The organism is Actinomadura graeca (assembly GCF_019175365.1).
In the GTDB taxonomy this organism is placed as follows: Bacteria; Actinomycetota; Actinomycetes; order Streptosporangiales; family Streptosporangiaceae; genus Spirillospora; species Spirillospora graeca.
The window spans coordinates 4,072,943-4,086,840 of record NZ_CP059572.1 but is presented as its reverse complement, the minus strand read 5'-3'; the positions used below and the strand labels follow the sequence as shown (position 1 = coordinate 4,086,840).

The following is a 13,898-nucleotide window of genomic DNA, read 5'->3' as shown; positions in this document are numbered from 1 at the left end:
CCCGTCGGTCGCTCGCTGGTGCGCGGGCCGGACATCGCAAGACCGTTGCGAAGAACGTCCGAGGTGGTCACTCGACCAGAACCAGCTCCCGGCCGCAGTGCGGCGGAAGGCCAATTCACGATTCCCGAAGAAGGGTTTCCCACGATGCCACGCATGTTCCTGAACGGCACGGCGATGTCCGGCCAGAAAGACCATTTCGCAGTTAACGGTGCCACATTCCTCGGTCCGACCAGCACCGCCCCCGGGTTCCGCTTCTTCGCGGTACGGCGCGAGTTCCCCGGCCTGCTCCCGGTGTCCGAGCATGGTGTCCCGGTCTCCGGCGAGCTGTATGACATGAGCGACAAGCAACTGTTCGACGTGTTGCTGCCCCAGGAACCCGAGGAACTCGAACTCGGCATGATCGAGCTGTCGGACGGGGCGACCGTGCACGCGATGATCCTGCAACCGGATCGCCTTGCCCCGGGGGACGAGGTCGTCGACATCGCCGATTTCGGGGGATGGCGCGCCTTCCAGGCCCACCTCACCGCGAACGAGCGGGCCCGTGATCTCCTCAACCGCTGATGGACTCACCCCGTCCCGGGTCGGCTTGGCACTGATCGAATGCCAGGCCGACCCGATGGGGAGCCCAGCGGGCCCCGGCGTGCTTGCCGCCGTCCCGCTGGGCCCCCAGCGTGGGGTCTAGCCGGCGCTAGCGGTGGGGAGGTGGAGCAGTCGCTCGGTCTCCTCGACGCTCGCGATGGCGAGATCCAGGTCGCGCGCGAGCATGGCGGTGCGCCGCACGAGCGGGAGGTTGCCGTGGCTGAGTTCCCCCTTGCGCAGGTACAGCGTGTCCTCCAGGCCCGCGCGGGCGTTTCCCCCTAGGGCCAGGGCGATCGCCGTGAGGCGGAGGTTGGCCCGCCCGATCGCGATGACCTGCCATACCGAGCCCTCGGGGAGGCGGCCGACCATCGTGAGAAGGTTCTCCGGCGTCGCGGCCATTCCCCCGGCCACGCCAAGCACAATGGAGAACTGCATGGGCTCGTCGTCGAGGAGACCCTCATCGCGCAGTCGCAGGCACGCTTCGAGGTGCCCGGTGTCGTAGATCTCCAACTCGGGCTTGACCCCCAGCTCGCGCATTCGCGCGGCCAGCCGCCGAACCTGTGCCGGCGGGTTGCGGAACTCGCCCGTCCCGAAGCTCATGCTGCACGGGTTGAGCGTCGCCATCCGCGGCCGCAACTCGACCAGCGCCGCGCGCTCCTCGAACGGCACGTCCAAGCCGACACCGGTGGAGAGCTGGATCAGAATAGGGCAGCGCTCGGCGATCAGATCCACGGTGCGCCGCGCGATCGTGAGGTCCGCGGTGGGCCGCTGATCGGTATCGCGCAGATGGAGGTGCGCCACCGCGGCGCCGGCGGAATACGCGGCGACGACCGAGTCGGCGATCTCCTCAGGCTGGGTGGGGAGATGCGGATTGTCAGCTGTGGTCGCGATCGGGCCGGTCGGGGCAACGGTGATGACGATGCTCACGGACGTGCTCCTGCCTGCGTTCGAGGATCATTCATCGAAGATCGCCACCGCCCGCGTCCAGCCCGCGGACGCGGCGTGGACCTTCACCGGAAAACAGGCGATCTGGAAGCCGTCGGCGGGCAGCGACTCCAGGGCGTGCAGCTTCTCCAGATGGCAGTAGCCGATGTCCCGCCCGGCGCGGTGGCCCTCCCAGATGATCGAGGCGTCCCGGTCACGGGCATAGCGCCGTGCGGTATGGACGAACGGGGCGTCCCAGCTCCACGCGTCGGTGCCGGTCAGCCGGACCCCGTGCTCCAGCAGAAAGAGGGTGGCGTCGCGTCCCATGCCGCAGCCGGTGGACACATAGTCATCGTGTCCGTACCGGGCTCCGGCGGCGGTGTTGACGACGACGATCTCCAGCGGCTTCAGTTCATGGCCGATCCGCGCCAGTTCGGTCTCGACGTCGGCCACCGTGGCGATGTGGCCGTCGGGCAGGTTCCGGAAGTCGAGCTTCACCGCGGGCTGCAGGCACCACTCCAGCGGCACCTGGTCGATCGTGATCGCCCGGGCGCCGCCGTCCATCGTTGCCGAGTAGTGGTAGGGCGCGTCGAGGTGCGTGCCGTTGTGGGTGTTGATCCGCACTCTCTCAATGGCCCAGCCCTCTCGATCGGGTAGGTCGTCCACAGTCATTCCAGGGAAGAACGCAATCACGTCTTCCGCGGTGTCGGCATGGGTGTAGTAGTCGATCTCCGGCCGGTAGCCGGGCGGGTCCGAGGCGATCCCGGCCTTGAGTGGAACCGAGATGTCGACGATTCTGCGCATGAAAGGTCCGCCTCCTTCAGCGGGTGAGATCTAGTGCGCCTGATCTGGCGGGGGAGGCAGGTCGAGCGCGGCAATGCCAGGATCACGCCGCCGGCAGGCCCCAGAGCAGGGCGTGACCTGCCGATGATCCGCTTGAGGGCGATCATGGGGGGCCTCCCTCGTGCCCGGCGTCGGAAGGCAGGCGCAGCCTCTGGTGCTCTGTGCCTGTCCTTCAAGATCAGAAGATGACCAGCCCAACTCTAGTTGCGAGTCCCACGACAATCCGTGTTGTGTTCAGGCGAGCGAAAAAAGGTAGGCCCGGACACCCGTCGCGAACCTATCGAATGAAAGTCCGGGCAGGAAAAGCGAAGAAGAGTTCGATCCAGACTTCCGTGAAGCTGCGGAGAACAAAGTCCTACGGGTTAGACGGCGGCCGCCCATGCTGTCGCGTCGCCTGAATGGATGCCCGATTGACGGAAACCGGCGCGATGGCAGAGGACGAGCCTGACGGGATCCCTCGGTGAAGATCCCGGGTCGAATGGTCCAGGTCTGGCGACCTCGGTCGAGCCAAGCACCTTAGGAAGAGGCGGCGCCGATGCCCTGGATATCCGAGTGAACGCAGTCGGAACGCTCGACCACACCGGCACGGGCCCGAGCGGAAATGGAGTCGACCGCGATCCAGTCCAGGGGCATGCTTCCGGGCTCTCGGCGGCAGACACCCGCACATGCCGAGCGTTCGGAAGCGACGTGCGTTGCGCTGCGGCCCGCCAGTACGTTGCAGAGTCAACATATAGGCGGAAGGTGTACGAGCGTTGTACATCCACCTGCGGCGTCCTCCGGGCCAAAATGAAAGGGCCTCCGACCGTGTTTCTGCTGGTCAGAGGCTTGGAGGTGGGCAGGGGCGGGGTCGAACCGCCGACCTTCCGCTTTCAGAAGTAGCAACCACCCTGCGCCCACCCCGCCCACCGAGGTCGGACGGTGCCCGACGTACGCCGGTGGTGCCGGTTGGTGGCCGTCGTTGCCGTCAGGGTTGCCGTCACCGGTCGGTGTTGTCAGGCGACCTTGATGGAGTGGGGGCCGACGCTGACGGTGATGTCGACGTGTCCGCCGAGTGCTGTGGCATAGGCGCGGAGGGTCTCCAGCTCCATGGCTTCGAGGTTGCCGTTTTCGATCTGGGAGACGCGGGACTGGGAGACCCCCAGGATCTGGGCGACCTCGGCCTGCGTCTTGCCGACCGCCTTGCGGAGCTCCTTGAGGTGGTGGCCGGCGACGTAGGCGTCTAGTTCGGTGCGTGCCTGGGCCTGGCGTTCGGGGTTGGCCAGTTCGGGATTGCGGCGGTGTGCTTCGGCTTTGATGTCCTGCCAGCGGCGTCCGGTGCTCATCGTCCGCCCTCCTTGTCCTTCGCTGCCCGGTACTCGGCGTAGCGGGCTTCGGCCAGTGGGATCGCCTCGTCGTACCAGCGTGACCACTGCCCGGCCTTGTCTCCGGCCACTAGGAAGATCGCTGCCCGGTCTGGATCGAAGACGAACAGCATGCGGATCTCCGATCGTCCTCGGCTGCCGGGCCGCAGCTCCTTGAGGTTGCGTAGCTCGCTGTGTTCCAGTGTGTCGACCAGCGGCCGTCCCAGCGTCGGCCCGACCTCGGCCAGCCTGTCGATGGCCTGCTCGATCAAGGCCGCAGTGTCCGTCTCTGATTCACACAGCTTGAGGAACCAGCTCTCGACCGGTTCGAGGAGGATGACGTCCCAGGGCACCCAACTAATATAACGTCTAGCTCATACTGTGGGGTTGACCGTCCGCTTCCTGATGACGTCCGTTGCCGTCAAAACACGACGCCCCGGGCCGTGTGGCTCCGGGGCGTTTGTGCTGGTCTTGAGTGTGGGCAGGGGCGGGGTCGAACCGCCGACCTTCCGCTTTTCAGAAGTAGCAACCGCCCTGCTCGCGAGACATTCGCCGAGGTAGAGGGTGCCTCAGGGGTGCCGCTGGTGCCGGGCGTTTGGGGCTGTTGTCGTCAGGACTGTCGTCAGCTTCGTCGGTGCTGACCTCGGGCTTTGAGGCGCCGTACGCGCCGCCCGTGCTGTCCGCCCGGCTTCGCTGGGCGCGGTCCACGAGCAATGTGCGCGGGTCGGCTGCCAACTCGTACAACCGGACCTTGCTCACAAGCACTCCGCCGCCCGACGAACCACCGCGCCGAAGCAAAGTCATGGGATAGACACGCTCAGCCCGACTCAAAGTGTCTGACTGCCCCCTACGCTCTGCGATCAGTTGAACCTCGTGATGCCGCCAGACGAGTACTACCACGCTCCGCGCCGCCCCAGCCTGCTAGCTGCCTTGGTCGACGTAAAGTTCGAACGCGCAGTGACTCCGCTACTGGTTCGCTGGGTCTACCTCGGTACTCTCGTCGTGGTTGGCTTCGGCGTTGTCTTCGGACTCCTCTGGGTCTGGTCGCTGGCCACCTGGATGGGCGGCGCGCTCTGGCTGGCAGCCCCAATCGTGCTCGGCTGGGGGCTGGTCACCCTGCTCACAGTCCGCATCACCTGTGAGTGGACTCTCACTCGCTTCCAACGTGCATGGCCCTCTCAACCCCAGACGGCCATGCGCCAAGCCTTCGCAGCCTCCGCGCCGTCCACACCCGCACATAACCCGGGCGGAACACCGACTAGCACCCCCACAGTCCGAGGACAAGCCGACCCGGAGCGCAGGGCCGCCCGCGGCCCGAGCACCGGAAGCCACGCGGCAGTACCTTGACCTCAGCCGATCGCGGGCATCTGCTCGTGTGTCCGCTGCCGGGACCTCGGGGGCCCGTAGACTCGTGCGGGGTGACTGGTGGCCAGATACGCGAGCGAGGCGGGCGGCGTGACGGCTGAACCACTTGATCACAACCCGCTTGACCCCGAGGACATCTTGCGTCGGCTCCCCCAGGAGGAGCACGAGCGGTTCATCCGCGACTACCGCAGATGCTGGCCAGACTCGGCCGAGCACACCCCTGGGTGACGCTCCTGCCCAGCCTCGACACCGAGGGGCTTCCCGCTGCCCGCGCGGGGCTCACCGGGCTCCGGACGTCTCAGCCGGGCACCCACTGGCGACGGACTTGTGACGACCACGGCGCGGCAAAGAGCAAACCTGTCTGCGGGTCCCGCTAGGTTGTGCCACGAAGCTAGTAGGACAAGGGGGTACCGATCGGCCCCGGCTTGCTCTGGCCAAGCCTGATGGGTCGATCGGCACAGTACGCAGGGCGGCGCACCTGGGCCGCATACGAGGGCTTGGAGTAGTGACGTTGGCACTGAAGAAGTCAGACCTGTACAGCTCGCTGTGGGCTGGTGCTGACGAGCTCCGCGGCGGCATGGACGCGAGTCAGTACAAGGACTACGTCTTGACGCTGCTCTTCGTGAAGTATGTGTCGGACAAGGCCAAGGCTGACCCGTACGCGAGCATAGAGGTGCCTGAGGGTGGTTCGTTCGACGACCTCGTCGACCTCAAAGGCAAGCCGGACATTGGCGAGAAGATCAACATCGCCATCCGCAAGCTGGCAAACGCCAACGACCTGCAGGGCGTCATCAACAACGCTGACTTCGACGACCCTGACAAGCTTGGTCGTGGCAAGGAACTCGTTGACCGCCTGACCAAGCTGGTCGGTATCTTCCAGGATCTCGACTTTTCGGGCTCGCGCGCCGAGGGCGACGATCTGCTCGGCGACGCCTACGAGTACCTGATGCGGCACTTCGCCACCGAGTCGGGCAAGAGCAAGGGTCAGTTCTATACGCCGGCCGAGGTCTCGCGTGTGATGGCGGCGCTCCTGCAGATCCCGAGGGACACACCACGCTCGACGACCGTTTACGACCCCACCTGCGGGTCAGGTTCGTTATTGCTCAAGGTGGCTGACGCCGCACCGAACAACCTGACGATCTACGGCCAGGAGAAGGACAACGCCACTCGGGCGTTGGCCGTTATGAACATGATTCTGCACGGCAACGCGACGGCAGAGATCCGCCAGGGCGACGCCCTGACCGATCCGCAATTCATTCGGAACGACGAGCTGCGTACCTTCGACTTCCTGATCGCTAATCCGCCGTTCAGCGTCAAGAGTTGGACGAGCGGACTGGAGAACGAATACGGCCGCTTCGCCGGCTACGGTCGCCCACCCGAGAAGAACGGTGACTACGCCTTCCTGCTGCACATGATCAAGAGCCTTAAGTCGACCGGCCGTGGTGCGGTGATCTTGCCGCACGGTGTACTTTTCCGCGGAAATGTCGAGGCGACTATCCGCAAGACCCTGATCAAGAAGGGCTACATCAAGGGGATCATCGGTCTTCCGGCGAACCTCTTCTATGGCACCGGAATCCCGGCCTGCATCATCGTGCTCGACAAGCATGACGCCCAGGCACGCACCGGCATTTTCATGATCGACGCCAGCAAGGGCTTCGCCAAGGACGGCCCGAAGAACCGTCTGCGTCCACGCGACATGCACCAGATCATCGATGCCTTCGTGAACCAGAAGGAGATCGAGCGCTACAGCCGCATGGTGCCGCTGAGCGAGATCGCCGACAGTAAGAACGACTACAACCTCAACATCCCCCGCTACATCGACAGCTCGGAGCCCGAGGACATCCAGGACCTCAGCGCGCACATCAAGGGCGGTGTGCCGAACCGCGACCTCGACGCCCTCCAGCCGTACTGGGAAGCCTTCCCGAGCCTGCGCGCCGGGCTCTTCAAGCCACTGCGCGAGGGCTACAGCGAACTGGTCGTCGAGCGCGCCGAGATCCACAGCACGATCAACGGATCGCCTGAATACGAGGCGTTTGCCTTGACCACGACCGACACGGTCAAGCACTGGTGGAACATCTCGCGCCAGCTACTCGAGGGCATCACGGCCACCACCCGACCAGCAGACCTGATTTACGAGCTTGGCGAGACCCTGCTCGACGCCTTCCGCAAGCGCCCGCTCATCGTCGAGTACGGCGTCTACGAGCAGCTCATGAGCTACTGGAACGACGTCATGCACGACGACGTCGCCCTGATCATGGCCGAGGGCTGGGGTAACGCCGCCAAGCCGCGCCCGACCATCGAGAACAAGGAGCGCAAGCTTAACGAGACGCCGGACTTGGTCATAGGCAGTGGCCGCAGCGCCAAGAAATACAAGATGGACCTAGTTCCGCCGAGCTTGATCGTGGCACGCTACTTCGCCACCGAGCAGGAAGTGGTCGACGAGCTGAACGCTCTGGCCGAGCAGGCCGGTCAGGCTCTCGAGGAGTTCATTGAAGAGAACTCGGGCGAAGAGGGCTTGCTCGCCGACGCCATGGACGACAAGATCAGCAAGGCGCTGGCCTCTGCCCGTCTGAAGGTTGCCAAGTACGAGGATCCGAAGAGCGACGAGGTGAAGGCACTTCAGGAGCTCATCCGACTGTACAACGCCGAGGCGGAGGCCAAAAAGGCTACGAAGGAAGCGCAGGCCGAGCTCGACCGCAAGACGCTGGCGCAGTACGCCAAGCTGTCAACCGAGGACATCCAGAGCCTCGTCATCGACGACAAGTGGGGAGCCCGCTTCGTGCGGGGCGCTCAGGCCGAGCTGGATGTCTTGATTCGCAAGCTTGTCGACCGTCTGACCGTTCTGGCCGACCGCTACGCCGAGACCCTCGGCGACCTCGATGCTGAGGTTGAGAAGTTCGGCGCAAAGGTGGCCGAGCACTTGAAGGCGATGGGGATCAGTCTATGAGTTCGAGTGAATGGCGATCTGTACAGCTGAGTGATGTAGCGGCATTCGGTTCGGGTACAACCCCGGCGCGTGCTCGTCAGTCAGAATTCTACGATCAGGGCACCGTGCCGTGGGTGAAAACGCTAGACCTGAACAACGGCGCCATAGTCTCCACAGACGAGTCAGTGACCACGCTGGCGATTGACCAGACGAACCTCCGCGTACATCCAGCAGGGTCTGTACTTGTTGCCATGTACGGCGGCTTTGTGCAGATTGGTCGGACGGGAGTTCTGCGTATAAGGGCGACGACGAACCAAGCGATCACCGTCGTACTTCCAGATCGCAAGCTTCTCGATTCCGATTTCCTCTTGCACCTTCTCAACTACCGAGTGGGGCACTGGAGGTCGGTCGCAAGTAGTAGCCGTAAAGACCCGAACATCACCAAGAACGACGTGAAGTCTTTCCCTTTCCATCTGCCATCATTACCGGAGCAGGCAGTCATTGCCAATGTGATCAATGACGCTACGGAGTTCCTTTCGGCACTCGAACAGGTCATCGTCAAGAAGCGCGCGATCAAGCAGGGCTTGATGCGAGAACTCCTGACCGGCCGCACGCGATTGCCAGGCTTCACGGCGGAGTGGGCGGAGCGGAAGATCGGCGAGTTTACCGAGGTTATGACAGGGGGCACACCTTCAACCTTCGTCTCTAGATATTGGGGTGGAGACATTCGGTGGATGAACTCGGGAGAGATTCATAAGAAGCGAGTGCGGGAGGTCTCCGGTCGAATTACCGTCGATGGTCTTCGTGAGTCGCCTGCCAAGATACTTCCTCGAGGGACGGTGCTCATGGCGCTCGTCGGCCAGGGAAGAACCCGCGGAACGGTTGCGGTCACAGAGGTTGAACTCACGATTAATCAGTCGATGGCTGGTATCCTGCCTGGTAGAGAACATGATTCTGACTTCCTGTACTACCTCCTCGATACGCGATACGAGGAGCTGCGGGGTGAGTCTGCGGGAGATGGCGGTCGGGGCGTTCTCAACTTGAAAATTATTAAGAACCTCAGCGTCCGGATGCCGCAACTGAATGAACAGGTGGCAATTGGACAAGTCCTTCGGGACACTGACGCCGAGATCGAAACCCTCGACCGTAGACTCGAAGCCACTCGCGCTATCAAGCAGGGCATGATGCAGGAGCTTCTGACCGGCCGCACTCGCCTGGTAGCGGAGGGCGCAGCATGAGCGATGTGGGGCAACTAGAGCGCGCGATGCAGAACCGCGTCGTTAAGTTCTTTCGGGAGAAGCTCGGCTACGAGTACGCTGGCAACTGGGAAGATCGCGCGGGCAACTCGAACATCGAGGAAGCTCTGCTTCGGCAGAAGCTGCTGGCTCGTGGCTATGACGAGGAGATTGTCGGCAAGACCATCAACGAGCTGCGCAAGGCCGCATCGGTCGGCGGTGCTCGTTCGCTGTATGAGGCGAACCACGAGGTCTACGACCTGCTGCGCTACGGTGTGAAGGTCAAGCGCGGGGTGTCAGAGAAGTTCGAGACTGTCTGGGTCATCGACTGGGCAAACCCGCAGGCCAACCACTTCGTCGTGGCCGAAGAGGTCGCCATCGCAGGCGTGCACAACAAGCGCCCTGACGTGGTGCTATACGTCAACGGTCTGGCCTTGGGCGTCATTGAGTTCAAGCGCTCGAAGGTGAGTGTCAGCGAGGGCATCCGCCAGAACATCGGCAATCAGAGCGAGCACTTCATCCGGCCGTTCTTCTCGACCGTTCAGCTCGTATTCGCGGGCAACGACGTCGAGGGCTTGCGCTACGGCGTGATCGAGACGCCCGAGAAGTACTGGCTGGAGTGGAAGGAACCCGAAGACAGCCCGGTCGGGGCTGGCGTGCCTAGCCGGCTGGACCAGGCCATCGCGCAGATGTGCTCGAGGGACCGCTTCCTCGAACTCATCCACGACTTCTTGGTCTTCGACGCTGGTGTCAAGAAGACCGCGCGCCACAACCAGTTCTTCGGCGTCAAGGCTGCTCAGGCCCGCATCGCCAAGCGCGAGGGCGGCATCATCTGGCACACCCAGGGCTCAGGCAAGAGCCTGACCATGGTCTGGCTCGCCAACTGGATCCGTGAGCACCAGCAGGACCAGCCCCGTGTCCTGATCATCACCGACCGCACCGAACTCGACGAGCAGATCGAGAAGGTTTTCGACGGTGTCAACGAACAGATCTACCGCACCACCTCGGGCGCTGACCTGCTCACCCAGATCAACAAGCACGACCCGTGGCTGATCTGTTCGCTGGTCCACAAGTTCCGCGGTGGCGACGAGGACGGCGATCTCGACGAGGCTGGCGAGGAGTTCATCTCCGAACTGCACTCGCGCCTTCCGGCCAACTTCGCGCCCAAGGGCAATCTGTTCATCTTCGTCGACGAGGCGCACCGTACTCAGTCGGGCAAGATGCACCGCGCCATGAAGGAGCTGCTGCCTGGCGCGATGTTTATTGGTTTCACCGGTACGCCGCTGCTCAAGGCCGATAAGGCGACCAGCATCGAGACCTTTGGGTCGTTCATCCACACCTACAAGTTCGACGAGGCTGTCGAGGACGGCGTCGTGGTCGACCTTCACTACGAGGCCCGCAACATCGACCAGGACCTGACCAGCTCCGAAAAGGTCGACAAGTGGTTCGAGGCCAGAACCAATGGCCTCACCGACCTCAGCAAGGCCACGCTTAAGAAGAAGTGGGGCACGATGCAGAAGGTCGTATCTGCTGAGCCTCGGGCCAAGCAGATCGTCCAGGACATCCTGCTCGACATGGAGATCGAGCCGCGCCTTGTGAGTGGCCGGGGCAACGCCATGCTCGTCGGCGAGAGCATCTACCAGGCGTGCAAGTTCTACGAGATGTTCGTCAATGCCGGTTTCAAGGGCAAGGTCGCCATCGTCACGAGCTACGTTCCGAACCCGGGCGACATCTCCAAGGAGGACTCGGGCGAAGGTGCTACCGAGAAGATCCGTCAGTATGACATCTACCGCAAGATGTTGGCCGACTTCTTCGGCGTGAGCGAGGACGAGGGCGTCGCCCGGATCGAGGAGTTCGAGAAGGAGGTCAAACGTCGCTTCGTCGAGGAGCCGGGCCAGATGCGCCTGCTCATCGTGGTTGACAAGCTGCTGACCGGCTTTGATGCTCCGAGCGCCACCTATCTGTACATCGACAAGAAGATGCGCGACCACAGGCTCTTCCAGGCCATCTGTCGCGTCAACCGCCTCGACGGCGACGACAAGACCTACGGCTACATCATCGACTACCGCGACCTGTTCAACTCGCTTGAGAGTGCGATCACTGACTACACCTCGGGCGCCCTCGACGGCTACGAGGAGAGGGATGTCGAAGGTCTTCTCAAGGACCGCGTAGAGCAGGCCCGCAAGGATCTCGACGAGGTGCTGGAGCGGATCCGTGCCCTCGTAGAGCCGGTCGCACCGCCAAATGGAACACTGGACTACCAGCACTACTTCGTGGCCTCTGTACCCGGTGACGCCGCTCAGATCAAGGCCAATGAGCCGAAGCGTGTCGAGCTCTACAAGTCCGTTTCGGCTCTGGTCCGCGCCTACAGCGCCATTGCCAACGAGATGGTAGAGGCCGGCTACACGGCAGCCGAAGCCGTATCGGTCAAGGCGGAAGTCTCTCACTACGTGGCTGTCCGCGACGAGGTCAAGTGGGGTGCTGGCGAGAACATCGACATGAAGAAGTTCGAGGCTGGCATGCGTGCCCTTCTCGATACCTACATCCGGGCAGACCCGTCTGAGGTCGTGGCGACCTTCGACAAGGGTTTGGTCGAGTTGATCGTCGAGCGTGGCGAGGGTGCTCTCCACACCCTGCCTCCGAACATCCGCAAGAACCCTGAGGCCGCGGCCGAGACCATCGTCAACAACGTCCGCAAGACGATAGTCGACGAGCGGGCGATGAATCCGAAGTACTACGACCGCATGTCAGCACTCCTCGATGCTCTGATTGAACAGCGCCGGAAGGAAGCCAAGGACTATAAGGAGTTCCTCGCTCGGCTCCTCGATATAGCCAAAAAAGTTGGAACCGGCGACTCGGACACCAAGTATCCGGAATGGGTTAAGGATGGAGCGCAGCGGGCATTAGTCGACTTCTTCTTCCCAGACCCGAACCTGGCAGTGCTAGTTGATGAGACTGTACGTCATGAGAAGGAGCACGATTGGGTCGGCAACCGTATGAAGGAGCGTGCTCTCGCCCGCGAGCTGCGCAAATTGCTGGCGCCTGACTTCGATCGCTTCGATGAACTGTTTAACCTGCTAAAGGCGCGAAATGAGTACCGTTAACGCCTACCTCACTGTCGCTGGCCTCGGCATTGATGTCGTCTACAAGGACATTAAGAACATGCACATCTCGGTCTACCCGCCGGTAGGCCGGGTTCGTGTTGCCGCACCACAGAGGCTTGACGAGGACGCGATCCGTCTCGCCATCATCCAGCGGCTGCCGTGGATCAAGAAGCAGCGCCAGCAGCTCCAGGACGCCGACCGCCAGACCGATCGCCGCATGGTCTCCGGTGAAACCCACTACGTATGGGGCGAGCGGTACCGCCTCGACTCGTCACGCGTTGGTCGCTCGCACATCGGGCTCAAGGGCAAGACCCTCTGGTTGACCGCCCCGGCCGGCGCCGATGGCGATGCCAAGCAAGCGATCCTTGACCGCTGGTACCGCCGCGAGCTCAAGGCTGCGCTGCCCGAGCTTATCGCCAAGTGGGAGCCGACCATCGGCGAGCATGTCGCCAAGTTCGTCGTCCGCCGTATGAAGACCAAGTGGGGCACCTGCCAGTCGGCAACGCGGGCGATCTGGATCAACCCCGAGCTGGCCAAGAAGAACCCTCGCTGCCTGGAGTACATCGTCGTCCATGAGATGGTCCACTTCTTGGAGCGCACCCACAACGAGCGTTTCGGCGACCTAATGGACAAGTTCATGCCCGACTGGCAAGCTCGCCGCGACGAGCTCAACGATGCGCCATTGGCGGCGGAGGACTGGTCATGTGGCTGATCAGTGCGCATATTCATGGTTACGAGAGACTCGTCGACACGAAGATGCAGTGGCGACTTGATCATGACGTTCCGGTCGGCCGGGGCGGGACCGGCCCGGAGAGGCCGCATGCCCGGCCCGGACGGACCGGCCCGACCGCGTAGTGGCCGGTTTAAAGACGTACTGAAAGTACTCATCCGGGTCGGGCGGCTTTGGATGATCTTGGTTTGGCGGTAGGGACCGCGGTGTCTGCTGTTCCGGCGGGGTGGTGGCGCAAGGCGCGGGTCCGCAGGGCTTGCTGTCAGGCCAGGCCGGTGTGGCGGACGTCGATACCTGCGGCTATGAGGGCTGCGCGGATGTCGTTGAGGTGGCCTGGCCGATTTGTGGACTTTGCTGAGTTGCTGCTGGCGGCTCATGTCGATCAGATCGCCTATGGTCTTCGGTCTGGCGGGGTCGACGCGTAGGGCGTTGGTGACCCTGGTCGACAGGTCCAGGCAGGAGATGGGGCAGCGTGGGGAGTGCTGGTCGTTTTCTGGGGGTGCTTCGGGGGCCGGGCTGGGCGTTCCGTCCAGGAGTGCTGTGCGGGTTGCTGTGGCCAGGAGGTTGACCAGGTCGGCGACCGTGCGCAGCCTAGGCAGCTCACGGGGCCCTGCATCGTTAGCCCTGTGTGGTGCGGGTGGTGCTCGGCCTCGTTCATCTGTGCGGCCATGGCCACGCCTTCGCGTTGATGATCTCTTCACGGAGTTGTCGGACGGTTGGGGCTGAGAGCAGGCGGGGGCCGTCGCTGAGGGGGACTATGGCCCACCACTCTCGGGTGTGCTGGCCGTACCAGGCATGGACGTTGGGGAACTGCTGCGTGATGCCTTGGGCGGCCCGGTGCTCGTCGGTGTT

The 13,898-nt window shown here is 63.2% G+C and carries 10 protein-coding genes; 6 read left to right on the top strand and 4 right to left on the bottom strand.

Annotation, left to right across the window (positions count from 1 at the left end; translation table 11 throughout):
* Positions 1-153: 153 nt before the first annotated feature.
* Positions 154-561: an allophanate hydrolase-related protein gene (locus AGRA3207_RS17890; RefSeq protein ID WP_231335813.1), complete on the top strand. Its 408-nt coding sequence runs from the start codon at positions 154-156 to the stop codon at positions 559-561.
* A gap of 117 nt (positions 562-678) precedes the next feature.
* Here AGRA3207_RS17890 and AGRA3207_RS17885 read toward each other — a convergent pair whose 3' ends face one another.
* The 4 genes from AGRA3207_RS17885 to AGRA3207_RS17870 form a co-directional block, all read right to left on the bottom strand.
* Positions 679-1,506: a beta-keto acid cleavage family enzyme gene (locus AGRA3207_RS17885; protein ID WP_231335812.1), complete on the bottom strand. Its 828-nt coding sequence runs from the start codon at positions 1,504-1,506 to the stop codon at positions 679-681.
* Between the two features lie 27 nt (positions 1,507-1,533).
* Positions 1,534-2,307, bottom strand: a complete 774-nt coding sequence (locus AGRA3207_RS17880; RefSeq protein ID WP_231335811.1) for a cyclase family protein — start codon at positions 2,305-2,307, stop codon at positions 1,534-1,536.
* 1,031 nt (positions 2,308-3,338) lie between these two features.
* Positions 3,339-3,668 (bottom strand): helix-turn-helix domain-containing protein, encoded by a 330-nt coding sequence (locus tag AGRA3207_RS17875; protein WP_231335810.1) that lies wholly within the window; start codon positions 3,666-3,668, stop codon positions 3,339-3,341.
* On the bottom strand, positions 3,665-4,039 hold the full coding sequence (locus AGRA3207_RS17870; protein WP_231335809.1) for a type II toxin-antitoxin system RelE/ParE family toxin: 375 nt from the start codon (positions 4,037-4,039) through the stop codon (positions 3,665-3,667). Before AGRA3207_RS17870 ends, AGRA3207_RS17875 begins: the two co-directional genes overlap by 4 nt.
* Before the next feature lie 523 nt (positions 4,040-4,562).
* Here AGRA3207_RS17870 and AGRA3207_RS40260 point away from each other — a divergent pair.
* From AGRA3207_RS40260 to AGRA3207_RS17850, 5 genes are all read left to right on the top strand, one after another.
* Positions 4,563-5,033, top strand: a complete 471-nt coding sequence (locus AGRA3207_RS40260) for a DUF4282 domain-containing protein (protein ID WP_420830912.1) — start codon at positions 4,563-4,565, stop codon at positions 5,031-5,033.
* A 529-nt stretch (positions 5,034-5,562) separates the two neighbouring features.
* The gene (locus tag AGRA3207_RS17865) at positions 5,563-7,998 is read left to right on the top strand and encodes a type I restriction-modification system subunit M (protein ID WP_231335808.1); all 2,436 of its coding nucleotides are present in this window, start codon (positions 5,563-5,565) and stop codon (positions 7,996-7,998) included.
* Positions 7,995-9,215, top strand: a complete 1,221-nt coding sequence (locus AGRA3207_RS17860) for a restriction endonuclease subunit S (RefSeq protein ID WP_231335807.1) — start codon at positions 7,995-7,997, stop codon at positions 9,213-9,215. Before AGRA3207_RS17865 ends, AGRA3207_RS17860 begins: the two co-directional genes overlap by 4 nt.
* The gene (locus tag AGRA3207_RS17855; protein ID WP_231335806.1) at positions 9,212-12,316 is read left to right on the top strand and encodes a type I restriction endonuclease subunit R; all 3,105 of its coding nucleotides are present in this window, start codon (positions 9,212-9,214) and stop codon (positions 12,314-12,316) included. The genes AGRA3207_RS17860 and AGRA3207_RS17855 overlap by 4 nt, the downstream gene beginning before the upstream one ends.
* Positions 12,303-13,028, top strand: a complete 726-nt coding sequence (locus AGRA3207_RS17850; protein ID WP_231335805.1) for a M48 family metallopeptidase — start codon at positions 12,303-12,305, stop codon at positions 13,026-13,028. Before AGRA3207_RS17855 ends, AGRA3207_RS17850 begins: the two co-directional genes overlap by 14 nt.
* Positions 13,029-13,898 lie beyond the last annotated feature (870 nt).